Raw genomic sequence first — 24822 nt, 5'->3', positions numbered from 1 at the left:
CCATTAATCACGGTGACCGCGACGGCGCCAAACTTGGTCCGCTGATGTCGCGGGTTCTAGGAGGATTTTTTCGTGCAAGAGACGGGCGTGCGCAACGGTGCCTTCGGCGCCGACAAATTCGGCTTAAAGAATCTCAAGCAGGTTCACTGGAACCTCGGTGCGCCGCAACTCTATCAATACTCGCTCTCCGCGGGCGAGGCAGTGCTGTCCGCCGACGGCGCACTCTGCGCAGACACCGGCGAATTCACCGGGCGCAGCCCGAAGGACAAGTTCACGGTGCGTGACGCCTCCACCGACAAGAAGATGTGGTGGGCCGGCAACCAGTCCATCACGGCAGAGCAGTTCGAGACGCTTTATCAGGACTTCCTCAAGCACGCCGAAGGCAAGAAGCTGTTCGCGCAGGACCTCTACGGCGGCGCCGATCCGGCCTACCGGATCAAGACGCGCGTCTTCACCGAGCTCGCCTGGCACTCGCTGTTCATCCGCACGCTGCTGATTCGCCCCGAGGCGATCGAGCTGTCGACCTTCGTGCCGGATCTCACCATCATCGACATGCCGAGCTTCCGCGCCGATCCCAAACGTCATGGCTGCCGTTCGGAGAACGTCGTCGCGATCGATTTCGCCCGCAAGATCGTCCTGATCGGCGGGTCTTATTATGCCGGCGAGATGAAGAAGTCGGTCTTCACCACGCTGAACTACTATCTGCCCGAGCGCGGCGTGATGCCGATGCACTGCTCGGCCAATGTCGGCGCCAAGGGCGACGCGGCGATCTTCTTTGGCCTCTCCGGCACCGGCAAGACCACGCTGTCGGCCGATCCGAACCGCACGCTGATCGGCGACGACGAGCATGGCTGGGGCCCGAACGGCGTCTTCAATTTCGAGGGCGGCTGCTATGCCAAGTGCATCAAGCTGTCGCAGGAAGCAGAGCCCGAGATCTACGCGGCTTCGACGCGCTTCGGCGCGGTGCTCGAGAATTGCGTGCTCAACGATGACACCCGCGTGGTGGATTTCGACGACGGCTCCAAGACCGAGAACACGCGTTCTGCGTATCCGCTCGATTTCATCCCGAACGCCTCGCGCACCGGCCGCGCGCCGCAGCCGAAGAACGTGGTGATGCTCGCCGCCGACGCCTTCGGCGTGCTGCCGCCGATCGCCAAGCTCACGCCGGCGCAGGCGATGTATCACTTCCTGTCCGGCTACACCGCCAAGGTCGCCGGCACCGAGCGCGGTCTCGGCAACGAGCCGCAGCCGGAATTCTCGACCTGCTTCGGCTCGCCCTTCCTGCCGCTCGACCCATCCGTCTACGGCAACATGCTGCGTGACCTCATTGCCCAGCACAATGTCGATTGCTGGCTGGTCAATACCGGTTGGACCGGCGGCAAATACGGCGTCGGCTCGCGCATGCCGATCAAGGTGACGCGCGCGCTGCTCACCGCCGCGCTCGACGGCTCGCTTCGCAACGTCGAATTCCGCACCGACAAATATTTCGGCTTCGCGGTCCCGACCGCGCTGCCCGGCGTGCCCAGCGAAATCCTCAACCCGGTCAACACCTGGAAGGACAAGGACGAGTTCGACAAGACCGCCCGCGCCCTGGTCGGCATGTTCCAGAAGAACTTCGCCAAGTTCGAAGCCCAGGTCGATGCCGAGGTGCGCGCTGCTGCCCCGGACGTGAAGCTGGCGGCGGAGTAATTTTCGCATCGCTTGAAATGCAAGAGGGCGGCCGCAAGGCCGCCCTTTTGTTTTGTGGGCACAATCTCTCCATGCGTCATTGCGAGCGTAGCGAAGCAATTCAGAATCCCGCCGCGGAGACAGTCTGGATTGCTTCGCTGCGCTCGCAATGACGAGATCGTAGAAGCAGCTAGGCCTTGAAATACGCGATCTGCGTGCTCGTCGCGAGCAGCCGGCCGTTCGGCGACCACAGCTCGGCGTTCTGGTCGCCGTAGCTCTTGTGGAAGATCTTGGCATCGGCCGTCGCCAGCACGTGCGTGATGTCTTCCGCTGCGAGCTCCTCGCTGTCGGTGTGGAAATACGTCGTCAGCGACACCGTGCCGAACGGCACCAGCGCGCGCCTCGCGTGGAAGACGCGGCCGAAAAAGGCGTCCGACATCGACATCAGCGACAGCATGTCGAGCTTGCGCGGCGTGCGGTCGCTGATCCAGAGCTTCGAATAGGTGCTGCCGGGCTCGGCCTGCAGCGGGCCGATGCGCATCTCGCCCTCGACGAAGCGGAATTCATACTGGTTGGCCCAGGACGCCGTGATCTTCGGGAACGGCATCGTCTGTTCGAACGACTTGGTCTCAGGATATCGCGCGACCCGGTGTTCCCAGGACGGCCGGCGCTCGGCGAACACTGCAGTGGCGAGCGTTGCGACCTCGCCGCAGCCTTGGCCGAGCTCGACGCTCCAGTGCTGGCTGGAGCGATTGGCCTTCACCAGCCGCACGTCCAGATCGAACGGGCCCTTGGCGATCGGCGCGCAGTAATTGACGGTCAGCGCCAGCGGATCGCCGGCGCGTTCCGGATGGTCGATCAGCGCGCGCAAGATGGTTGCGGCGGTCACGCCGCCGAACGGGCCGACGAAGGCCCAGTAATCGTCGCTGGTGTGCCCCTGCCAGTTGGAGTCACCGGGGGTGACGCGCGTGGCGTCGTCGAAAGGGTGCGGGAGCTTGGCGTGCATTGTATTCCTCGATGCCGACTCCACCGCCATTGCGAGGAGCTCAGCGACAAAATTGCGTAGCAATTTTGCGCAGATGCGACGAAGCAATCCAGCCGGTCGCCGCGAATGGATTTCTGGATTGCTTCGCTGCGCTCGCAATGACGGCGTTTGAGGCGACGGCATCGGTATCCCTGACGCCGCCGCGATTATGATGATAGTCATATCATCACTACCCTTGCGAGATGCAATAATCTCGCAGGTAACGCCGCTTCCACGCCGCGGAAAATCAGCCTGCGACGTCGCGCAAGTTCGGAAGCTGCGGCGTGGTCGGATTGACCGGCACGTTCCAGATCTCCTCGGCGTATTCGCGGATGGTGCGGTCCGAGGAGAACCACGCCATGCGCGCGACGTTGAGGATGGAGGCGCGCGTCCAGGCCGGCGAGACCAGCCAGCGCGCATCGACCGCGCGCTGTGTCTCGTAATAGGAATCGAAATCGGCGCTGACCATGTAATGGTCGAGATAGCGCAGCGCGTGCGCGATGGATTCGAAGCGGCCGGGATCGCCGGGCGAGAACTCGCCGGCGCGGATCGCATTGATGGCGCGCTGCAGCTTCGGCGAATTGCGGATGACGTCGGAGGCGTCCAGTCCCTGCTTGCGGCGGATCATCACGTCGCCGGCCTCCATGCCGAAGATCGCGATGTTCTCCGCCCCGACATGGTCGCGGATCTCGATATTGGCGCCGTCGAGCGTGCCGATGGTGATGGCGCCGTTGAGCGCCAGCTTCATGTTGCCGGTGCCGGAGGCTTCCATGCCGGCCGTCGAGATCTGCTCGGAGAGGTCGGCCGCGGGAATGATCACCTCGGCCAGGCTGACATTGTAGTCGGGCAGGAAAACGACCTTGAGCTTGCCGCTGATCGCGGGATCGTTGTTGACGGCTTCCGCGACGTCGTTGATCAGCTTGATGATCAGCTTGGCGTATTTGTAGCTCGCCGCCGCCTTGCCGGCGAAGATCTTCACCCGCGGCACCCAATTGCCGGTGGGGTCGTCCTTGATCGCCTGATACAGCGCGACCGTCTCGATGACGTTGAGGAGCTGGCGTTTGTATTCGTGGATGCGCTTGATCTGCACATCGAACAGCGCGGTCGGGTCGACCTTGATGCCGAGCCGCTCGCCGATCAGGCGCGCCAGCGCGGTCTTGTTGTGGAGCTTGACGGCGCGGAATTTCTTCTGGAATTCGACGTCGCTGGCGCGGGCCTCGATCAGTGAGAGCTGGGTCGGATCGTCGAGCACGGCCTCGCCGCAGGTCTCGCGCAACAGATCGGTCAGCTTCGGGTTGGCCAGCATCAGCCAGCGGCGGAAGGTGATGCCGTTGGTCTTGTTGGTGATGCGGCCGGGATAGAGATGGTTGAGGTCGTGGAACACGGTCTCGCGCATCAAGTCCGAATGCATCCCCGAAACGCCGTTGATGCGGTGCGAGCCGACGAAGGCGAGCTGGCCCATGCGCACGCGGCGCCCGCTCTTCTCGTCGATCAGCGACACCGAGGCCCGGAAGTCGATGTCGCCCGGGCAGCGCGCCTCCGCAAGCGCCAGATGCTGCACGTTGATGCGGTAGATGATCTCCAGATGCCGCGGCAACAGCCGCTCGAACAGCTCGACCGGCCAGGTCTCCAGCGCCTCGGGCAGAAGCGTGTGGTTGGTATAGGAGAGCGTGGCGACCGTGATCTTCCAGGCCTCGTCCCAGCGGAAATTGTGGAGGTCGACGAGGATGCGCATCAGTTCGGTGACGGCGAGGCTCGGATGGGTGTCGTTGAGCTGCACCGCGACCTTGGACGACAGGCTGCGCAGCTGGCCGTCGGACCCAAGATGCCGCTTGATGAGATCCTGAAGCGAGGCTGAAACGAAGAAATATTCCTGGCGCAGCCGCAGCTCGCGCCCCGCCGGGCTCTCGTCGTTCGGATAGAGGAATTTGCAGATCGCTTCGGCGCGCGACTGCTCGGCGCTGGCGCTGACATAGTCGCCCTTGTTGAAGGCATCGAGCTTCAGCGGATCGGGCGAGCGCGCCGACCACAGGCGGAGCGCGTTGACGTGCTGGCCGCGCCAGCCGACGATCGGCGTGTCATAGGCGATCGCCTGCACGGTCTCGGCCGGATGCCAGATCGCGCGGTCGCGGCCCTTGTCGTCGACATGCTCGACGCCGCCGCCGAAATTGATGTCGTAGATCACCTCGGGGCGCTGCAATTCCCAGGGATTGCCGAAGCTCAGCCATTCGTCGGGATATTCCTGCTGCCAGCCCTGATTGATGATCTGGCGGAACAGGCCGTAATCGTAGCGGATGCCGTAGCCGATCGCGGGGATCGACAGCGTCGCCATGCTCTCCATGAAGCAGGCGGCAAGGCGCCCCAGGCCGCCATTGCCGAGCGCGGCGTCCGGCTCGCATTTGCGCAGCTCCGGCAGCGAGACGCCGAGATCGCCGAGCGCGACTTCGAAGATCTTCAGGAGACCCATATTGTTGAGCGCGTCGCTGAAGAGGCGGCCGATCAGGAATTCGAGCGAGAGATAATAGACGCGCTTGCGCCCCGCGTCGTAGCTGTGCTTCTCGGCGGTGAGCCAGCGATGCACGATGCGGTCGCGCAGCGTGAGCGCAGCGGCCTGATACCAGTCGTGCTTGGTTGCCATGCCGGCATCCTTGCCGATGGCAAGGCGCAGCTTCGCCAAGATCGCGCTCTTGATCTCAGCCAGCGCGAGTTCGTCGATGGGCTGCCCCGGCGCGGGAGAACTGGGCTGGAACGATTGATCTTGCAAAGCCGTCACTTCCTGGTCGAAAGAACACTACTCACTCTACGCGTCTTGCCCCTGCACCGGAATCGTCACCGGCGCGGCCGTGCACTGCGCTGGCGTCAATTTATGCAAGGAACGGGCCGCTTTGGGAACCCGGACGAGCACGGAGAAACCGGGATTCGGTGCTAGATTGCGGATCAATTCAGCCATCAGTGTGGAGGAACATCTTCATGAGACTGCTGATTGAAATCGCCGCGGCGGCCCTGCTCGTCGTCTGCATCAGCGCCTCCAGTGCCGCGGCTGCCGCCGGCAAACCCGGTCGCAGCGCCGATGGTCTCAGCTGCGGCTTCACGGTCCCGCAGAACGCGTCGCCCGCGGCCCGCTGCGCTGCCATCAAGCGCCAATGCGGCGGCAGGTTTTATGCGAATACCTGCGGCGACAGGCTGATGTCCGCGGCGAATTGAGCGGCGGGCGGCAGCCCTCGCGAATTCAAGCCGCCTTCAAGCCGCCTTGGCCTGCACCGCATCGCAAAACTCGGCGAGACGATCCGCAAGCCGCAGCGTTGCCGGGCTCGCATCCGGCGAAGCCATCAGTGCGACCTCGGTCTTGTTGATCGGCGCAAAACCTTCCTTCGCCGTCAGCACGCGGTGGTCGGACTGGATCGACATCTCCGACAGGATGCTCAAGCCCATGCCGGCGGCGACCGCGGCCTGGATGCCGGAAAGGCTCGATGAGGAATAGGCCATGTGCCAGGCACGGCCGACGCTTTCCAGCGCGTGGATGGCGCCGGCCCGGTAGAGGCAGCCGGTCGGAAAACCGATCAGCGGCACGGACGCGGCGTGAACGTCGACCGGATGGCTCTTGCTGGTGACCCAGTGCACCCGCTCCGGCCACACCGCGATGGCGCCGTTCTCGCCGGCTGCGCGCTTGAACAGCGCAAGATCGAGCTCGCCGCGCTCGAGATCGCGCGCGAGGTGCTTGCTCTGGTCGGCGCGCACGTCGAGCCGCAGGCCCGGATGCGAGCGCGAGAACGCGCCCAACAATTTGGTCAGCCGGTACGCCGCGAAATCCTCGGGGATGCCGAGCCGGATCGCGCCTTCGCCGTCAGGCTGGCGCAGCACGTCGCGCGCCTCCTCAGCCAGCGAGAGTAGCCGCCGCGCATAGGACAGCAGCCGCTCGCCGGCCTCGGTCGGGCGCACGTTCTTGCCGTCGCGATGCAGCAGCACCTGGCCGACGTCTTCCTCCAGCCGCTTGATCTGCTGGCTCACGGTCGACTGCGTGCGGTGGACGCGCTCGCCGGCGCGGGTGAAGCCACCGGCCTCGACCACCGAGACGAAGCTGCGCAGCAGCTCGAGATCGAGCATGACCGCCTCCATTCGAAAAATCACTGACAGGGAGTTAATCATTTAATTTCCAGATGACAAGCGACCTCCCTAGATCCAGGGTTCAGGAGAATGCCCTCATGTCGCTCGCCCCCTCGATTTCGGTTCCCGGCCTCCGCTTCAACACGCTGCCGCTTGCCATCGGCCTGTTTTGCCTGCTCTGGAGCTATGCCTTCGTCGCCGGCAAGATCGGCGTCACCCATTGCCCGCCGCTGATCCTGCTCGCCGCGCGGTTCTCGCTCGCCGGCATTTTGATCCTGGGCGCCACGCTGATCCGCGGCGAGGCTTGGTCGCTATCCTGGCGCGATGCCGCGATCTTTGCCGTGCTCGGTATCGCCAACAACGCGCTCTATCTGGGCCTCGGCTACACCGGCCTGCAATCCGTCTCCGCCGGCCTCGGCGGCCTGATCGTATCGGCCAATCCGGTGTTCACCGCCGCGCTAGCGGCCCTGCTGCTCGGCGAAGGCATGACCTGGCGCAAGGCCGGCGGCCTCCTGCTCGGCGTCATCGGCGTGACCGCGATCGTCTGGCATCGCCTGTCGGTGGGCACGGATTCCCTGCACGGCATCGTGTTCACGCTGGCTTCGCTGGCCTCGCTCGTCGCCGGCACCATCCTGTTCAAGCTGCTCGCACCGAAGGGGAGCCTGTGGATCGGCAACGGCGTGCAGAATCTCGCGGCCGGCATCGTGCTGACGCCGGTCGCGCTCACCTTCGCCGACATCCACGCGATCGATGTCACGCCGGGCCTGATCGGCGCCTTCGCCTTCCTCGTGCTGGGCGGCTCGATCCTGGCCTACTGGCTCTGGTTCCATCTCCTGAAAGTGTGCGGCGCCACCGCCGCCAGCGCCTATCATTTCCTGATGCCGCCGCTCGGCATGCTGTTCGCGTATCTCGTCCTTGGCGAGCATGTCGAGGCCCGCGACCTCCTCGGCATCATCCCGGTCGCGCTCGGCATCTACCTGGTGACGCGCCCCGCAAAGCCCGTCTCGTAGCAGGAGTTCATCATGCCCATTTCCATCACCCTGATCGGTGGCCCGACTGCGCTGATCGAGATCGACGGCTTCCGCCTAATCACCGATCCGACCTTCGATGCGCCCGGCGCCTATCAGCTGCCGCATGTGAAGCTGGAGAAGACCATCGGCCCCGCGTTGAGGCCCGATGCGATCGGTCCGGTCGATGCCGTGCTGCTCAGCCACGACCAGCATTCGGACAATCTCGACAATTCGGGGCGCGAATTCCTGAAGCATGCCAAACGCGTGCTGACCACCGAAGCCGGTGCCAAACGTCTCGGCGGTCATGCCGAGGGTCTTGCGCCCTGGGCCACCGCCCACATCAAGGACCGCGACGGCAATTCGCTGACCATCACCGCGACGCCGGCGCGTTACGGCCCGGCCGGCATCGAGCCGCTGTCGGGCGATGTGATCGGCTTCGTGGTGTCCTCGAACCGCAAGGACACCAGCGCGGTCTATGTCAGCGGTGATACCACCTGGTTCGACGGCGTCGCCGAAGTCGCGCGCCGCTTCAAATGCGGCGTGGTGCTGCCCTTCGCCGGCGCCGCGCAGACGCGCGGGCCATTCCATCTCACCATGGACACCAACGACACCATCGAGACGGCGCGGGCCTTTCCGGATGCGATGATCGTGCCGGTGCACACCGAAGGCTGGGCGCATTTCCGTCAGAACAGCGAGGATCTGCGCAAGACGTTCGACGTGCTGGGCTTCGGCACGCGGCTGCGGCTGCTGGAGCCGGGCGTGCCGACGGTGATCGAGGCGCCGTAGCTATCACCACAGCCGTCATTGCGAGCGCAGCGAAGCAATCCAGTCTGTCTCCGCGGATGCATTTCTGGATTGCTTCGTCGCAAGAGCTCCTTGCAATGACGGGGCTAATCCTTCCGGAACACGATCGACGCCATCCAGCCCGTCATCAGCGCCATTGCCGCGGTGACGAGGCCGTAGATCAGCCCGTTCTGCCTGGCGGTGGTGGCGACGAACTGCTCGAAGCCCACCTTGACGATCTCGAACGCGGTCTCGGTCTTGCCGATGAACGCGCCATTCGCAAACAGCTTGATCTCGACCTCATAGGTGCCGATCGGCACCTCCGCCGGCAATGGAATGCCGGTGCGGAACAGGGTCGGCGTCAGGAACGTCACCGCGCTCGGATCCTCGCGATAGAGCCCGCGCTGGGTGCGCAGGCGGATGAAGGCGGACCGGAACACATCGTTCGGCACCACGTCGGCATAATCGCCGCCGACCCGCTGCATCAGCAGCACGTTGTTCAGTCCGATCTGCTGCCGCCGCGCGATCTCGGGCGAGGTGATGGCGTCGAAGGGGCGGTTGGCGAACAGCGCCAGATAGCTCGGCACCTGCAGGAACTGCCGGTAGTCGGTGTTGATCCAGATCCCGAAGGTGCGTTCCTTGCGCCGCGTCATCATGTCGGCGCGCGGGCCCATCACGGTGACCACGAGATCATAGGCCGTGCGATCAGCGGGCGTCGTCGCATCCTTCTCGACCGAGCCGAACAGCACCAGCTCCTCACCGGAATAGTTCGGTGTCACCGTGACGCGGTGGTTGGAGACCGAGACGATCAGCCGCTCGGCGCGCGCGGCCGAGCCGAGCAGCAGGACGAGCAGGAGTGCGAGAGCTGCGCGCATCATCAGCTCGCTCCGAGCTCACGGATGGTGAAGAGATCCTCGGGCCGGATCACCAGCTCGATCGCGAAGCGGACGCCGACCGAGAGGATCAGAAGGCCGAGCAGCAGCCGCAGCTGCTCGCCGCGGATCTTCTGCCCGGCACGGACGCCGAACTGCGCGCCGGTGACGCCGCCAACCATCAGGATCAGCGCCAGCACGGCGTCGACGAGGTGGTTGGTCACCGCATGCAGCATGGTCGCGAACAGCATCGTGACGAGCGTCAGGACCATCGAGGTTCCGATCACCGTCGAGGTCGGCACCCTCAGCAGGTAGATCATGATCGGCACCAGGATGAAGCCGCCGCCGATTCCCATGATGGCGCCGATGAAGCCGATCATGATGCCGACGATCACCACGGGGATGACCGAGAGATAGATCTTGGAGCGCTTGAACCGCATCTTCAGCGGCAGGCCGTGGATCCAATTGTGGGTGCGTCGCGGCGGCTGCGCGCCGCGCCGGGTCCGCATCAGGGCGCGCAGGCCTTCGGAGAACATCAGGCTGCCGACGGTGGTGAGCAGCACCACGTAAGAGAGCGCGATCATCAGATCGAGCTGGCCGAGTGCGCGCAGCTGCGTGAAGGTCCACACGCCGAGCGCGGTCCCTGTCACGCCGCCGCAGAGCAGAACGCTCGCAAGCGCCGGATCGATCGCGCGCCGCCGCCAATAAGACAGCGCGCCGGAAAAGGAGGAGGCCGCGATGTGGCTCGTGACGGAGGCGACCGCGACCGCCGGCGTGATGCCGATGAAGATCAGGAGCGGCGTCATCAGGAAGCCGCCGCCGATCCCGAACATGCCCGAGACGAAGCCGACCGCAGCGCCCATGGCGAGCACCAGGAAGACGTTGACCGGAAGATCGGCGATCGGAAGATAGAGCTGCATTGAACCACGCGCCGGCGAGACGGATCGACTATCGGGGAAGACCCGCGAGAAGATCGGAACGATTGCCGCGCCCCTCAATAGCGGAATTTGCTCGCGGGAGGGACCCTAGAATTTGGGGCGTGGTGAATGCCTTAAGAGGGCTGCGTCATTTCGCGATCGCGCCACCATCTCCGCCGTCATGCCCCGGCTTGACCGGGGCATCCAGTACGCCGCGCCCCTTGTTGTGAGAGCGAGCTCCTTAACGCCGGCCTCTGGAATACTGGGTCGCCCGGTCAAGCCGGGCGACGACAAGAGGAGAGAGCGTCCAAACGGATCAGTGCGCCGCCGAGGCCGAGCGCTTTGTTGCTACCGCCTTCGGAGCGGGCTTTGCATTCGCCTGCGGCGCGCTGTCCCAGCCGCCGTTCGGGGCCGGAACGTTGACTGCATCATCCGGCTGCGGTTCGGCGCTGAAGGTCTGGATCGCGAGCTTGGCGGCGGCGAGCGATTGCGGGTCGAGACGTTTGGCGACGTCGTCGCGCTTGCCGGACGCATCCGCATCGCCCTGAGCGGCTGCCAGGCTGAACCATTTGTAGGACTCGGCAAGGTTCTGCTCGACGCCGATGCCGCGGGCATAGAGGATGCCGAGGTTGAACTGGCTGTCGGCGACGCCGCGATCGGCCGCTTTCCGGAACCACTGCGCCGCGCTCTTGTAGTTGGCGCCGCGTCCGCCGCCGTCGGCGTCGAGCACGGCGAGATTGTGCATCGCCTTGGCGTTGCCGCGCTCGGCGGCCTGGGTGTAGTAGCGGCGGGCGATGTCGGCGTCCTTCTTCACCCCCAAGCCCTTTTCGTAGAGCGTGCCGAGGCGGAAGGTCGCGGGCACGACGCCGGCCTGCGCCGCGCGGTCATACCATTTCGCGGCTTCGTCGTAATTCGTCGCAACACCCTTGCCCTCGGCAAAGCGCAAGCCGATCTCGTAGGCCGCGGTCGCATCGCCCTTCATCGCGGCGGTGCGCAAGCCCGGGCCGCCGATGCCGTCAGGCAGCTTTTCGCTCGGCGGCACCTGGATGAGACCGAGCTTGACGCGGCTCGTGCCCGACAGCGCACCGGTAACGTCGCTGTTGGTCGCAGGTGCGGGCGCCGTCGTGGCAGGCGCCGTCGGAATTTCAACCGAAGCCGAGTTGGCCGCAGGAGCGGCCGGCGCGGAATTGTTCTGGGATTGCCGTCCGATCGGCGTCGGCGAGGTCATCGATGGCGTGACCTGCTCGGGCGTGGCGGGCTTGTTCTCGATCACCGGCGGCGGCGCCTGCGGCGCGGGCTGGCTGGACGTATTCTCCATGGCCTGCGGCGCCGGCGGCGCGCTGCTGCCTTCGAGCAGATTCATCGCCATCTTGAAGGTGCCGAGCACGATCACGACCACGCTCGCGCCGACCAGCAGCGAGCGAATCTTCGAGGTGATGGTCGAGCCGCCGTCCTTGCCCTTGTCCTTGGTGCGATCGGCACCGGCCTTGGCACCGCGAGCCGGCTTTTCCGGCTGCGTGGCGGCGGCCTGGGCGGCGCGGCGGGCGGCCGCGATGAAGCTCGACGACGAGACCGGCTCCTTCGCAGCAGCGGGAATGCCGCTGATCGCGCTCTCGGAGGCGGCGATGCGCTCCGACGGCGTGGCGGCGCGTCCGCCCGGCCGTGTGCCCGGCTCGAGCGGATGATCCGGCGGCAATTCCGGCGCGAGCGCGGCGCGCGCTGGCGCCGTGTGCGGCTCCAGGATCTCGCTGATCGCGCGCGGCGGCAAGGGTGGTGCGACTTGCGCCGCCATCGGCGCCGGCACCGGCGGCGGCGCGGCGGGGGCAGCGGCATGGAATTCGCGCGGCGCGGCGGCGAAGGCGGCTTGTGCCTGTTGCTGCGCGGCGGGATTCGGAAGCTCGGGCTTGGGATCGTATTTCGGCTGCTGTGCCTGCGGCCGCGGCTCACGCGCGACCGGCGCGGGCTCCATGGAAGCATCAATGGGAGCGGCCATCGGCATGGGCATCGGCTGCGGCGCAGCGGCCGGCGGCGCGGTGCGCACCGCGCGCAGATCACCCTCGATCATGGAGAGGCGATCGACGACATGGCCCAGAGCGCTATGGACGGCGTCGAGCGAGTCCTGGGTGCTGCGGTTGGTCTCGGCCTGGCTGAAGCGGATGTCGGACAGCTCGCGCTTGACGAGATCGACCATTCCGGAATCGGCCGGCGGCGCCGAGCTGCGGCTCTCCGCCAGCGCGGAGTAAGTCGCCTGCTGCCGCTCCAGGTGCCGCAGAATGTCGTGCAGCCCGTCCTCGACGCGGCTCAAATTGCCGTTGCGCGGGTCGGAGGCGGCTTCGATCCGCTCCAGCAAATACGAGACACGCTGCTCGAGATGCGCGAAGGTCGAGGCCGAATCGTTGCCGACCTGCATGCGGTCGAAGCGGTCCGACAGCGCGCGGATGGCGGATTCGAGATGCTCGGTGCTTTCGGATGGCTGGGGCCGCTCGCGGGTTTCCAGCGCCGCGGTGAGCGCCGCAATGCGCTGCTCCAGCACTGCAAAGCTGTCGCCCTGGCCGGAGGCGCGGGTGACCTGGTCGACCTTGGACGACAGCAGCTGCACGTCTTCGGACAGGCGTGCCAGGGCTTCGTTGGACGCGACGTTGGAGACGATGCCGCGCAGCGCCGAGATCGCGCTTTCGAGCTGATGCACCGTCGAGGGATCGTCATTGGCGCGCAGGATCAGATCGAGCTTGGCGCCGAGATTGCGGATCGCCTCGTCATAGCCGGTGAGCTGCTCGGCCGGCGTCAGCGTGCGCAGCACCTGCTTGATGTCGGACAGCGCGTGCTCGATGCCCGACAGCACCTGGCCGTCGGTGCCGTTGGAGCGCGTCTCGTCGATGCGCCGATGCAGCGAGCGGATCTCGTTCTCGATCGATTCGATCGCGCGGCGCGGCATCGCTTCGGTGATGGCGGTGCGGATCTCGGCAAGCTCGCTGCGGAAGGCGTTGATCGCCTGCTCGGTATTGTCAGGGCGCTGGAGCGACTCGATCTGGCTCGTGATCTTGAGCAGATGGCGCTCGAGCGATGAGAAATCAGGCCCTGCTTGTGGTGGCGGCGGACCATAGGCAGGCGCGGGCGGCGCCGCCATTGGTGTCATGGGGGGCGCGAAGGGAGCCGCATTGGGCGCAATGGAGGGCGCGGCACGCGGCGGCATCTGCCGCGGCGTAAAGCCGTCGAGCTCGCTCTGCCGCGCGGTGATTTCGGCGACGGCGACGTCGAACGAAGCGGGGCTCAGGGGAGGGGCGTTGCGATAGACCTGCGCTGCCGCGCGCTCGACCATATCGGCCTGGCGCTGTCGCGTCTCGACCGGAGACGGTGCAGGTGAGGGTGCCGGCCGCGGCGCCTGAGGCTGCTGCGGCTTCGAGATCTGCGACAGTCGCGCGTCGAGCCGCGAGATCGCATCGTTGAGCTGGCGCGCGACGCCCTGCTCGCGCGAGGCATCTGACCGTGACGAATCCTGTCGCGAAGCGTCTGGGCGCTGCGCGGGCTTCGAGATCCGTTCGATCTGCTGGGTGATCGCGTCGAGCCGCTGATGGATGTCAGCGACTTCGCGGCTCTCCTGACTCGGTGCCTGGCTCGGAGCGTGGGGCGCTTGCTGACGCTGGTCGTAAGGTGCGCGAAAGTTCGGTGGCGCAGTTTCACCGAGCGTGGAGTTCAGCCAATCGTTGAGTGACATGCCGGCTCTGCGCGCAGCAGCTTCGGCCCGCTCCCGGACGGATGGGTCGATGCCCTCAACACTCCACGATACGCGCGAATTCATGACTCTGTCCGGTCCCGACTCCGGCGCCCCACCCGGCGCCTCCAGCCTCCCCACGCGCGCCAGTTGCAAACACAACCGAATTTTGCGCAGGTCGTCTGCCTCGAAAACCGACTTTTGTCCGTTACGGTAAATAACGAGTTAAGGAACGCGTCGCCGGTGTCTTAAAGTTGGGCGGGGGAACCGGGTGGGGCACCCGGGACTACGTCGCCGCGGCTTGCAGTCGCCACACACTCCGCTGTCATCGCCCGCGAAGGCGGGCGATCCAGTACGCTGCAGCGGCTCGACTCCAGCCGCGCTGCCTCGGAGTACTGGATGCCCCGCCTTCGCGGGGCATGACACCGGAGGAGGTGGTGGCATCTCCTGTCGCGGCGGCCCTAACCCTTCTCGCGCTTCCCTTCCTCCAGCGGCACCACGCTGGCCTTGCCGCTCATCGCCGAGAGCGCCTCCAATGTCTCTTCGCAGAAGTCGGCCACCATCTGCTCGTGCCGGGCCCCTAAGCGGAGCAGGAGCAGGTTGCCGAGGTCGAGCCTACCTTCCGCCGTTCCGTCCGGGAAACGCTTCTTCAGGATGCGCTCGTAATTGGCGTGGCGGTCGCGGTGGTGCTCCAGGCGGGCCATCAGGTCGGTGCGCAGCGGCTCGATGTCGATGCTGTCGAGGGCGTGGAGGCGGACCAGGAGGTCATCCTTGGTCGAGGCTGGCGTGCTTGGCCGCGCGGCCCAGTGCCGCAGCGCTGTTCTACCCTCGGGCGTCAGCGTATAAACCAGCTTGTTGGGCTTGCCTGATTGCACGACCTCCCGGCCCTGGATGTGGCCGCGGTCGCGCAGCTTGGAGAGCTCGCGGTAGATCTGCTGGTGGTCGGCCTTCCAGAAGAAGCCGATCGAGGAATCGAATGTCTTGGCGAGCTCGTAACCCGTCATCGGACGTTCCGTCAGGCATGCGAGGATTGCGTCGCCCAGCGCCATGGTCGGCCTCCTTCTTCGATCCTAACCAACCAGCTTGACTTTATGCGTATCGGCGCATATGCGTCAATGTGCATATGGGGCAGCTTGCGGGCCGGTCACAGGTCCGACTGAAAAATCCAGCGAAATCAACCTCCTCGCTACTGTGCATGGGGTTGTTTTCGCACTTTTTGCCCTTGCCCTAGGGAGGCACCTGAGAATGACCGGCCTCGATTCCTGGTACGCCTACATGAAGTCCCATGACCGCGCTCAAGCCCGCGCCGCGCTCTGGGATCTGCTGCACCCCGATGCCGTGTTCGAAAGCCCGGTCGTGCATTCGCCGCAGCGTGGCCGCGACATCACCTTCAAATACCTCTCCAGCGCCGAGAAGGTGCTCGGCGGCCCCGGCTTCACCTACGTCGGTGAATGGCGCAGTGACACTGGTGCGGTGCTCGAATTCAAGAATGTCATCGACGGCATCGAGATCAACGGCGTCGACATCATCAGCTTCGATGCCGAGGGACGCATCACCCATTTCAAGGTGATGGTGCGTCCACTCAAGGCGATCAACATGCTGCACCGCCTGATGGCGGAGCAGCTTGCCGCCCAATCATGACCCTGCCCTGAGGTTGCCGAACCCGCTAAGCTCGCGGGCAAAGGCTGCGCCTCATCACTTCAAGCCCCATGCCGGGAGACCACCATGCCGATCTACAAAGCCCCCGTCGAAGACGTAAACTTCCTGCTCAACGACGTCTTCCAGATCGACCGCTACGACAATCTCGCCGGCTTCTCCGATGCATCGAGCGATGTGCGCGAAGCCATCCTCGGCGAAGCCGCCAAGCTCGCGGAAGAGGTGCTGCAGCCGCTCAACCGCGTCGGCGATCTCGAAGGCTGCAAGCGTGCCGATGACGGCAGCGTCACCACGCCGAAGGGTTTCAAGGACGCCTTCAAGCAAGTCGCCGAGGGCGGCTGGCTCGGTCTGTCGGCGCCGACCGAGTTCGGCGGCCAGGGGCTGCCGGTGACGCTGAGCCAGGCCGTCAATGAATTCCAGATCTCCGCCAACATGGCGTTCTCGATGTATGGCGGCCTCACCATGGGCGCGACCGCCGCGCTGATCGTTCATGGCTCGCCCGAGCAGAAGCAGACCTACGTGCCGAAGATGGTGGCGGGCGAATGGACCGGCACCATGAACCTGACCGAGCCGCATTGCGGCACCGATCTCGGCATGCTGCGCACCAAGGCGGTGCGCCAGGCCGACGGCAGCTTCAAGATCACGGGCACCAAGATCTTCATCTCGGCCGGTGAGCATGATCTTGCCCCCAACATCATCCACCTCGTGCTCGCCCGCATCGAGGGCGCGCCGGCCGGCATCAAGGGCGTGTCGCTGTTTGTGGTGCCGAAGTTCCTGGTGAACGCGGACGGTTCGGTGGGCGCGCGCAACGGCGTCGTCTGCGGCTCGATCGAGCACAAGATGGGCATCCACGGCAATTCCACCTGCGTGATGAACTACGACAACGCCACCGGCTGGCTGATCGGCGAAGAGAACAAGGGCATGCAGGGCATGTTCGTGATGATGAACGAGGCCAGGCTCGGCGTCGCCGTGCAGGGCCTCGCGCAGTCCGAGGTCGCCTATCAGAACGCAGTCGCCTACGCCCGCGAGCGCATCCAGGGCCGCGCGCTCACCGGCGCCAAGGCGCCGGACAAGCAGGCCGACCCGATCATCGTGCATCCCGACGTGCGCCGCACGCTGCTCTCGATCCGCGCCTTCAACGAGGCCGCGCGTGCCTTCGTGATGTGGACCGCGCTGAAGAGCGACGTCGCTCATCGCTCCGAGGATCCGAAGGACCGTCAGGCCGCCGACGATCACATGGGCCTGATGACCCCAGTGCTGAAGGGCTTCCTCACCGACTACGGCTTTGCCAACGCGGTGCAGGCGCAGCAGATGTATGGCGGCCACGGCTATATTGCCGAACAGGGCATGGAGCAGTTCGTGCGCGATGCGCGCATCGCGATGATCTATGAAGGGGCCAACGGCATCCAGGCGCTGGACCTCGTCGGCCGCAAGCTGCCGCGCGACGGCGGCCGCGCCATCATGGCGTTCTTCGGCGAGGTCATGGCCTTCGCCAAGGAGAACGGCGGCGACGAGGCGCTGAAGCCCTTCATCACCCCGCTTTCGGCTTCACTCGGCCATCTCCAGCAGGCCACGACCTGGCTGATGCAGAACGCGATGGCGAAGCCTGATAATGCCGGCGCCGCCGCAACCGATTACCTGCACCTCTTCGGCTTTGTCGCGCTGGGCTACATGTGGGCGAAGATGGCGAAGGTGACGAATGCCAAGATTGCCGAGAGCGGGGCGACGCCCTATCTCTCGACCAAGCTCGTCACCGGCCGTTTCTTCATGGAGCGGATGCTGCCGGAGACCGCCGCCAATCTCGCGCGCATCCAGGCCGGCTGCGCCACCATCATGGAATTGCCGGCGGAAGCGTTCTGAGGCTTTCCGCTTCACTGGAGATCGCGACCGCGCAGCGGTCGCCGCGACAATAACTGCAATCAGGAGGCTCCCATGGCAGATGCCTATATCTACGATCACGTCCGAACCCCGCGTGGCCGCGGCAAGGCCGACGGCGCACTGCACGAAGTCACGGCGCTCGCGCTCGCGACCGTGCCGCTGAAGGCGCTGAAGGATCGCAACAACCTCCCTGAGGATTCCGTCGACGACGTCGTGCTCGGCGTGGTCGATCCGGTCGGCGAGGCCGGCTCCGACATCGCGCGCTTCGCCGCGCTGAAAGCCGGTCTCGGCGAAGCCGTTCCCGGTGTGCAGATCAGCCGCTTCTGCGCCTCCGGCCTCGATGCCGTGAACTTTGCCGCCGCGCAGGTGATGAGCGGCCAGCATGAGCTGGTGATCGGCGGCGGCGCCGAATCCATGAGCCGCGTCGGCATCGGCGCCTCCGGCGGCGCCTGGCCGATGGACCCCTCGATGGCGGTGCCGGCCTATTTCATGCCGCAGGGCGTGTCGGCCGACCTGATCGCGACCAAGTACGGCTTCTCGCGCGATGACGTCGATGCTTACGCGGTGCAGAGCCAGCAGCGTGCGGCGAAGTCCTGGGAGGAAGGCCGTTTCGACAAGTCGATCGTGCCGGTGAAGGACATCAACGGCCTCACCATCCTCGTCAAGGACGAGCACATGCGTCCCTCGACGACGATGCAGTCGCTGGCGCAGCTGCAGCCGTCATTCACGATGATGGCGCAGATGGGCGGCTTTGACGGTGTCGCATTGCAGTCGCACCCCGAGATCGAGCGCGTCAATTACGTGCACCATGCCGGCAACTCGTCGGGCATCGTCGATGGCGCCGGCGCCGTGCTGCTCGGCAGCAAGGAGGCGGCTGCGAAATACGGCTTGAAGCCGCGAGCAAAGATCCGCGCCTTTGCCAATGTCGGCTCCGAGCCGGCGATGATGCTGACCGGTCCGGTCGACGTCACCGAGAAGCTGTTCGCACGTTCCGGCATGAAGAAGTCGGACATCGACCTGTTCGAGCTCAACGAGGCCTTCGCCTCGGTCGTGCTGCGCTACATCCAGGCCTTCGACATCGACAACGCCAAGATCAACGTCAATGGCGGCGCGATCGCGCTCGGCCATCCGCTTGGTGCCACCGGTGCGATGATCCTCGGCACCGTGCTCGACGAGCTCGAGCGCACCAACAAGTCCACCGCTCTCGTCACGCTGTGCATCGGCGGTGGCATGGGCACCGCGACCATCATCGAGCGGGTGTAGGTCCGTAGGGTGGGTTAGCCGAAGGCGTAACCCACCACTTCTTTCGCCGTGGACTGGTGGATTACGCCTTCGGCTAATCCCCCCTACGAAATCCAGATCAACCGCCGCGCCTGGCATCGGCTGCGGCACCGAGGAGCAACCAACATGTCGTACAAGAACTTCAGGGTTGAGACCGACGCAGACGGCATCGCGCTCGTTACCTGGGACATCCCGGGCCGTTCGATGAACGTGCTCGACGAGACCTCGACCAGCGAGCTCGACGCGATCGTCAAGGCGACCACGGCGGATGCCGCGGTGAAGGGTGTCGTCATTACCTCCGCCAAGGAAGCCTTCTGCGCCGGGGCCGATCTGTCGATGCTCGAAGGCATGAACCAGGCCTATGCGAAAGTCTTTGGGGAGCAGGGCGAGACGGCCGCGAACCAGATGCTGTTCGACCAGAGCCGGCGCTTCTCGCAGGTGCTGCGTTCGATCGAAACGTCAGGCAAGCCGTGGGCGGCCGCGATCAACGGCCTTGCGCTCGGCGGCGGTTTCGAGATCACGCTGTGCTGTCACTATCGTGTCGCCGCGGAGAATCCCAAGACCCGCCTCGGCCTGCCCGAGGTCAAGGTCGGTCTGTTCCCCGGCGCCGGCGGCACGCAGCGCGTGCCGCGCCTGGTGCCGCCGCAGGACGCGATGACGATCCTGCTCAAGGGCGATCCGGTCACCGTCGACAAGGCCAAGGCGCTGAACCTGATCCACGCCATCGTGCCGGCCGCTGATCTCATCAAGGCCGCGAAGGATTGGATCAAGGGCGGCGGCAAGGCGGTCGCGCCCTGGGACGAGAAGGGCTTCAAGCTGCCCGGCGGCCCGGTGTTCTCCAAGGCCGGCATGATGATGTTCCCGGCCGGCAACGCGATCTATCGCCGCGAGACCTACGACAATTATCCGGCCGCGCGCGCGATCATGAGCTGCGTCTATGAAGGCCTGCAGCTGCCGATCGACGCCGCGCTTCGCGTGGAGTCGCGCTACTTCACCTCGGTGCTGCGCTCGAAGGAAGCCGCTGCGATGATCCGCAGCCTGTTCCTGTCGATGCAGGAGCTCAACAAGGGCGCGCGCCGCCCGAAGGACGTGCCGCCGACCAAAGCGAAGAAGATCGCAGTGATCGGCGCCGGCTTCATGGGCGCGAGCGTCGGCTACGTCTCGGCCCGTGCCGGTCTCGACGTCGTCCTGATCGACCGCGACCAGGAGAGCGCCGACAAGGGCAAGGCGCATGCGCAGAAGGTGATCGAGGATCAGATCAAGAAGGGCCGCGCCAAGCCCGCGGATGCCGAAGCGCTGCTCGCGCGCATCACCCCGACGGCGGACTATGCCGCGCTGAAGGACGTCGATCTCGTCATCGAGGCCGTGTTCGAGGACCGCAAGGTCAAGGCCGAGACCTTTGCCAAGGCGCAGCAATATCTGAAGCCGGACGTGATCTTCGCGTCCAACACCTCGACGCTGCCGATCACTTCGCTGGCCGAGAGCTTCAAGGATCAGGGCAAGTTCGTCGGCATTCACTTCTTCTCGCCGGTCGAGAAGATGATGCTGGTCGAGATCATCAAGGGCAAGAACACCGGCGACGTCGCGCTCGCGACCGCGCTCGACTACGTCCGGCAGATCGGCAAGACGCCGATCGTCGTCAACGACTCCAGAGGCTTCTTCGCCAATCGCTGCGTCGGCCGCTACGTCGCCGAGGGCAACGAGATGTTCCTCGAAGGCATCCCGCCGGCGATGATCGAGAACTGCGCCAAGATGGCCGGCATGCCGGTCGGCCCGCTCTCGCTCTCGGATGAAGTGGCGCTCGACCTCGGCCTCAAGATCATGAAGGCGACGGAAGCCGATCTCGGCCCCAACGCCATCAACCCCGATCAGAAGAAGCTGATGGTGGAGATGGTCGAGAAGCAGGGCCGCCTGGGGCGCAAGAACAGCAAGGGCTTCTACGACTATCCCGAGAAGGGCAAGGGCCAGAAGAGCCTGTGGCCGGGTCTCTCGGCTTTACAGCCGAAGCAGCTCGATCCTGATACGCTCGACGTCGAGGAGCTGAAGCAACGCTTCCTGGTGGTGCAGGCGGTGGAAGCCGCGCGCACGGTCGAGGACCACGTCATCACCGATCCGCGCGAGGCGGATGTCGGCTCCATCCTCGGCTTCGGCTTCGCGCCGTTCACCGGCGGCACGCTGTCCTACATCGACTTCATGGGCACCAAGAAGTTCGTCGAGCTCTGCCACAAGCTGGAGGCGAAGTACGGCTCGCGCTTCACGCCGCCGAAGCTGCTGGAGGAGATGGCGGCAAAGGGCGAGACCTTCTACGGCCGCTTCGCGCCGAAGAAGGCGGCGGCCTGACGCAACTCGTCATTCCGGACAGTCCGCAACGCGGACTGATCCGGAATCTCGATCGGCTTCGCCCGGTCGTGCAACAACTGCGAGGTTCCGGGTTCGCCGCGTCGCGGCGCCCCGGAACGACGAAGAATAATCACTTCGCCTGCGCGAGCCCTTCCTTCTCTAGCGCTTCCTGCACCTGCGGCCGGGCCGCGACGCGGGCCTTGTAGGCAGCAAGGTTCGGCATCGCCGAGAGGTCGAACTTCATCCGGTCGGCCCAGGTCAGCATCGTGAACAGATAGCCGTCGGCCACCGTGAACTGCTGGCCCATGAGGTAGTCGCGGCCGGCGAGCTGGCCGTCGATATATGTCAGCTTGCCCATGACGCGGTCCCTGAAGAAGGCCTTGGCCTCGTCGTTCAGGGCCGGCGCGAACATCGGCCCAAAGTTCTTGTGCACCTCGGACGTGAGGAAATTCAGCCACTCCAGCAGCTTGTAGCGCTCGGAACTGCCGTGGGCCGGCGCCAGCGCCTTAGCCGATGCCTGATCGGCGATCATCTGGACAATCACCGGGCCTTCGGTCACGATCTCGCCGCTGTCGAGGCCCAGCGCAGGGACCTGGCCCTTGGGGTTCAGCTTCAGATAATCCTCACCATTTTCGAGCTTCTTGGCCCGGATATCGACCTTGACCAATTCATAGGGCAGGCCGGCTTCCAGGAGCGCGATGTGGGGGGACAGCGAGCAGGCACCGGGCGAATAATACAGTTTCATGGAATTTCCTTCTCTTGAAGCTTGGTTCGGCCGAAACAGCGATTACATGCACCTGCTTGGAATAGTCAAGATTGATGCAGCTGCATCAAATGAGGTAAGAGACGGGCGACGAGCTTGAGCGGGACCATGAAACGCAAACCATCGACCGAGGCGACTTCCGCCTGGATCCGCCTGATGCGGGTGCAGAGCCGCGTGCTCGATTGCGTCGAGCAGGATTTGAAGAAGGCGGGGTTCCCGCCGCTGGCATGGTACGACGCGCTGCTCGAATTGTCGCGGGCGCCGTCGGGCGAGCTGCGGCCGGTCGAGCTCGAGCGGCAGATGCTGATCCCGCAATATTCCACCTCGCGCCTGATCGACCGCCTGGTCGACGAGGGCCTCGCCTCGCGGCGCGAGTGCAAGATCGACAAGCGCGGCCAGTTCGTCGAGATCACGGAAGCCGGCCGCGAGTTGCAGAAGCGGATGTGGAGCGCCTATTCGGCTGCGATCGAGAAATATGTCGGTTCGAAACTGTCCGATGCCGATGCCGTCAAGCTCAGCGGTCTGCTCGACCGCCTGGGCTGCTCGTGCGGCGAGATGAAACTGCCGCCCGTCGCCAACGTCAACGAAAGCACGCCGTCGCGATGACCGCGCGGCAAACCAGCACGTCCGCGCCCCCGGTGGTTCGCGGACGATCCCCGCCACCCGCGCGCCTTCGATCGAAGCGCCCTTTTGATTAGAGTTTGATATGGCGCGAGACCAGATCGACATGACGCCGCTGCAATCGCGCGAAGAGCTCGTCGCGTGGTTCGAGGCGGGCTGCAAGCCGCCGTCCGAGTGGCGCATGGGCACCGAGCACGAGAAGACGCCGTTCACGCTCGAAGGCCACCGTCCCGTGCCCTATGAAGGCGCGCGCGGCATCGGCGCGCTGCTCGAAGGCATGAAGCTCCTGCTCGGCTGGGAGCCGATCATGGAGAAGGGCAACATCATTGGCCTCTATGACGTCACCGGCGGCGGGGCGATCTCGCTCGAGCCCGGCGGACAATTCGAGCTGTCAGGCGCGCCGGTCGAGAACGTGCACCAGACCCAGGGCGAGTTGATGGCGCATCTGGCGCAGGTGCGCGAGATCGCGACCCCGCTCGGCATCGGCTTCCTCGGCCTTGGCATGACGCCGTCCTGGTCGCGCGCCGACATCCCGGTGATGCCCAAGGGCCGCTATAAGATCATGACCAATTACATGCCGAAGGTCGGCCAGTACGGCCTCGACATGATGTATCGGACCTGCACGGTGCAGACCAATCTCGACTTCTCCTCCGAAGCGGACATGGTCAAGAAGCTGCGCGTCTCGCTCGCGCTGCAGCCGGTCGCGACCGCGCTGTTCGCCAATTCGCCGTTCACCGAAGGCAAGCCGAACGGCTTCCTCTCCTTCCGCTCCGAGATCTGGCGCGACACCGACAATGCGCGCGCGGGCATGATGCCGTGGGCGTTCGAGGACGGCATGGGCTTTGAGCGCTATGTCGACTACGCGCTCGACGTGCCGATGTATTTCGTCAAGCGCGACGAGGATTACATCGACGTCTCGGGTTCCTCGTTCCGCGCCTTCTTCGACGGCCGCAACAACAACCTTCCCGGCGAGCGTCCGACGCTGTCGGATTGGGCCAACCATCTCTCGACGATTTTCCCGGAAGTGCGCCTCAAGCGCTATCTCGAGATGCGCGGCTCCGACGGCGGCCCGTGGGGCCGGCTGCCGGCGCTGTCGGCGTTCTGGGCCGGGCTGCTCTACGACGACGTGTCGCTCGATGCCGCATGGGACCTGGTGAAGCACTGGACCGCACCCGAGCGCCAGGCGCTGCGCGACGACGTGCCGCGCTTCGGCTTCAAGTCGCGGATCAAGGACCGTTATCTGTTCGAGATCGCCAAGGAATGCCTTGTTCTGGCACATGCGGGCCTGCGCCGGCGCGGCCGGATCGACCAGCTCGGCCGCGACGAAACGCGGCATCTGGAGCCGCTCGACCGTATCATCGATTCCGGCCGGACGCCGGCTGAGGAAATGTTGGACAAGTTCAACGGCCCCTGGAAGGGCTCGGTGGAACCAGCCTACGCGGACTACGCGTTCTAGGCCGGTAGGCCGGTCGGGATTTCAGCCGTTCATCGCCCATACAGGTTTGCGGCGATCAAATGACCGGCTGAAAAAACCTGAGCGTCGTCAATAACTCGAAAGCTGTTCCGATGTGGAAGGGCCGCCTGACCGGGGCCGTCATGGCCAGCGTCGTGGCATGTGTCACGCTGCTTGCGCTCGCATGCGCGAGCGTGCCCGTACACGCCCAGACTGCGTTCGATCGGCCCGGCGGCGACTATTTCAGCACGCCGGTCGCCTCAGGCGATCCCGAGGATTGCGCGCTGCTGTGCGAGCGTGATCGCCGCTGCCGCTCCTGGAGCTTCAGCTATCCCGACGTCGAAGGCGGCTCGGCGGTGTGCTGGCTGAAGAACACCGTGCCGACGCGCGTGCCGGGCAGTTGCTGCATCTCCGGTGTGCGCGGCGCCGGCGTGATCGAGCCGCGGGTCGAGGGCGTGGAGACGTCGATCGATCGCCCCGGCGGTGATTTGCGCAATTTCGAATTGAAGGAGGGGGACGGCGTCGAGGCCTGCAAGGCTGCGTGCACCGCCGACAACAAATGCCGCGCCTTCACCTATGCCCGCCCCGGCTACACCGGGCGCGAGGCGCGCTGCTTCCTGAAAAAGGAAATCAAGCCGCCGCGCCGCAAGGCGGGGTTCACGTCGGGCGTGGTGCGGTAGCGTTCGGTCTCGTGCCCCGAACGCAAAGGCGCAAAGCGCCGTGCCCACGATCTTTGCGAT

Annotated in this window: 19 protein-coding genes; 11 read left to right on the top strand and 8 right to left on the bottom strand. The window is 65.3% G+C overall.

Annotation, left to right across the window (positions count from 1 at the left end; translation table 11 throughout):
* Window positions 1–72 precede the first annotated feature (72 nt).
* A complete protein-coding gene (locus IVB26_RS35330; RefSeq protein WP_247969543.1) occupies window positions 73–1689 on the top strand; it encodes a phosphoenolpyruvate carboxykinase in 1617 nt (538 codons plus the stop codon).
* A 169-nt stretch (window positions 1690–1858) separates the two neighbouring features.
* Here IVB26_RS35330 and IVB26_RS35325 read toward each other — a convergent pair whose 3' ends face one another.
* Entirely contained in the window at window positions 1859–2674 is an 816-nt protein-coding gene (locus IVB26_RS35325; protein ID WP_247969542.1) for an acyl-CoA thioesterase, read from the bottom strand.
* A 265-nt stretch (window positions 2675–2939) separates the two neighbouring features.
* Window positions 2940–5456, bottom strand: coding sequence for a glycogen/starch/alpha-glucan phosphorylase (locus IVB26_RS35320; RefSeq protein WP_247969541.1), 2517 nt, complete (start codon window positions 5454–5456; stop codon window positions 2940–2942).
* 206 nt (window positions 5457–5662) lie between these two features.
* Here IVB26_RS35320 and IVB26_RS35315 point away from each other — a divergent pair, with 206 nt between their 5' ends.
* Entirely contained in the window at window positions 5663–5896 is a 234-nt protein-coding gene (locus IVB26_RS35315) for a hypothetical protein (RefSeq protein WP_247969540.1), read from the top strand.
* A 36-nt stretch (window positions 5897–5932) separates the two neighbouring features.
* Here IVB26_RS35315 and IVB26_RS35310 read toward each other — a convergent pair whose 3' ends face one another.
* On the bottom strand, window positions 5933–6796 hold the full coding sequence (locus IVB26_RS35310) for a LysR family transcriptional regulator (protein ID WP_247969539.1): 864 nt from the start codon (window positions 6794–6796) through the stop codon (window positions 5933–5935).
* 98 nt (window positions 6797–6894) lie between these two features.
* On the opposite strand from IVB26_RS35310, the gene IVB26_RS35305 reads away from it, so the two are divergent.
* Entirely contained in the window at window positions 6895–7806 is a 912-nt protein-coding gene (locus IVB26_RS35305) for a DMT family transporter (protein ID WP_247969538.1), read from the top strand.
* A gap of 12 nt (window positions 7807–7818) precedes the next feature.
* A complete protein-coding gene (locus tag IVB26_RS35300) occupies window positions 7819–8592 on the top strand; it encodes an MBL fold metallo-hydrolase (RefSeq protein ID WP_247969537.1) in 774 nt (257 codons plus the stop codon).
* 104 nt (window positions 8593–8696) lie between these two features.
* On the opposite strand, the gene IVB26_RS35295 is transcribed toward IVB26_RS35300, so the two are convergent.
* The 4 genes from IVB26_RS35295 to IVB26_RS35280 all read right to left on the bottom strand — a co-directional run bounded on the left by IVB26_RS35295 (window position 8697) and on the right by IVB26_RS35280 (window position 15139).
* Window positions 8697–9467, bottom strand: a complete 771-nt coding sequence (locus tag IVB26_RS35295; RefSeq protein WP_247969536.1) for a TIGR02186 family protein — start codon at window positions 9465–9467, stop codon at window positions 8697–8699.
* Window positions 9467–10381 carry a sulfite exporter TauE/SafE family protein gene (locus IVB26_RS35290; protein ID WP_247969535.1) on the bottom strand — a complete coding sequence of 305 codons (915 nt, stop codon included), beginning with the start codon at window positions 10379–10381 and terminating at the stop codon, window positions 9467–9469. Before IVB26_RS35290 ends, IVB26_RS35295 begins: the two co-directional genes overlap by 1 nt.
* Before the next feature lie 313 nt (window positions 10382–10694).
* Window positions 10695–14177, bottom strand: coding sequence for a tetratricopeptide repeat protein (locus IVB26_RS35285; protein ID WP_247969534.1), 3483 nt, complete (start codon window positions 14175–14177; stop codon window positions 10695–10697).
* Between the two features lie 374 nt (window positions 14178–14551).
* A complete protein-coding gene (locus tag IVB26_RS35280) occupies window positions 14552–15139 on the bottom strand; it encodes a PadR family transcriptional regulator (protein ID WP_247969533.1) in 588 nt (195 codons plus the stop codon).
* Between the two features lie 196 nt (window positions 15140–15335).
* On the opposite strand from IVB26_RS35280, the gene IVB26_RS35275 reads away from it, so the two are divergent.
* The 4 genes from IVB26_RS35275 to IVB26_RS35260 all read left to right on the top strand — a co-directional run bounded on the left by IVB26_RS35275 (window position 15336) and on the right by IVB26_RS35260 (window position 21245).
* Window positions 15336–15731 carry a nuclear transport factor 2-like protein gene (locus IVB26_RS35275; RefSeq protein WP_247969532.1) on the top strand — a complete coding sequence of 132 codons (396 nt, stop codon included), beginning with the start codon at window positions 15336–15338 and terminating at the stop codon, window positions 15729–15731.
* 84 nt (window positions 15732–15815) lie between these two features.
* Window positions 15816–17606, top strand: a complete 1791-nt coding sequence (locus IVB26_RS35270) for an acyl-CoA dehydrogenase C-terminal domain-containing protein (protein WP_247969531.1) — start codon at window positions 15816–15818, stop codon at window positions 17604–17606.
* Between the two features lie 72 nt (window positions 17607–17678).
* Window positions 17679–18887 carry an acetyl-CoA C-acetyltransferase gene (locus IVB26_RS35265; protein ID WP_247969530.1) on the top strand — a complete coding sequence of 403 codons (1209 nt, stop codon included), beginning with the start codon at window positions 17679–17681 and terminating at the stop codon, window positions 18885–18887.
* A 144-nt stretch (window positions 18888–19031) separates the two neighbouring features.
* Window positions 19032–21245, top strand: coding sequence for an FAD-dependent oxidoreductase (locus IVB26_RS35260; RefSeq protein ID WP_247969529.1), 2214 nt, complete (start codon window positions 19032–19034; stop codon window positions 21243–21245).
* A 130-nt stretch (window positions 21246–21375) separates the two neighbouring features.
* Here the strand turns inward: IVB26_RS35260 and gstA are convergent, their stop codons facing one another.
* Window positions 21376–21990, bottom strand: a complete 615-nt coding sequence (gstA, locus tag IVB26_RS35255) for a glutathione transferase GstA (RefSeq protein WP_247969528.1) — start codon at window positions 21988–21990, stop codon at window positions 21376–21378.
* Window positions 21991–22116: 126 nt separating this feature from the next.
* Between gstA and IVB26_RS35250 the strand changes: the two genes are divergently transcribed.
* The 3 genes from IVB26_RS35250 (at window position 22117) to IVB26_RS35240 (ending at window position 24762) form a co-directional block, all read left to right on the top strand.
* Window positions 22117–22614 carry a MarR family winged helix-turn-helix transcriptional regulator gene (locus IVB26_RS35250; RefSeq protein WP_246923942.1) on the top strand — a complete coding sequence of 166 codons (498 nt, stop codon included), beginning with the start codon at window positions 22117–22119 and terminating at the stop codon, window positions 22612–22614.
* Between the two features lie 100 nt (window positions 22615–22714).
* Entirely contained in the window at window positions 22715–24085 is a 1371-nt protein-coding gene (locus IVB26_RS35245) for a glutamate--cysteine ligase (RefSeq protein WP_247969527.1), read from the top strand.
* 110 nt (window positions 24086–24195) lie between these two features.
* Entirely contained in the window at window positions 24196–24762 is a 567-nt protein-coding gene (locus IVB26_RS35240) for a PAN domain-containing protein (protein WP_247969526.1), read from the top strand.
* Window positions 24763–24822 lie beyond the last annotated feature (60 nt).

Origin of the sequence: Bradyrhizobium sp. 195 (assembly GCF_023101665.1) — a bacterium.
Lineage (GTDB): Bacteria > Pseudomonadota > Alphaproteobacteria > Rhizobiales > Xanthobacteraceae > Bradyrhizobium.
The sequence above is the reverse complement of the archived record's forward strand: the minus strand, read 5'-3'. Positions and strand labels throughout refer to the sequence as shown.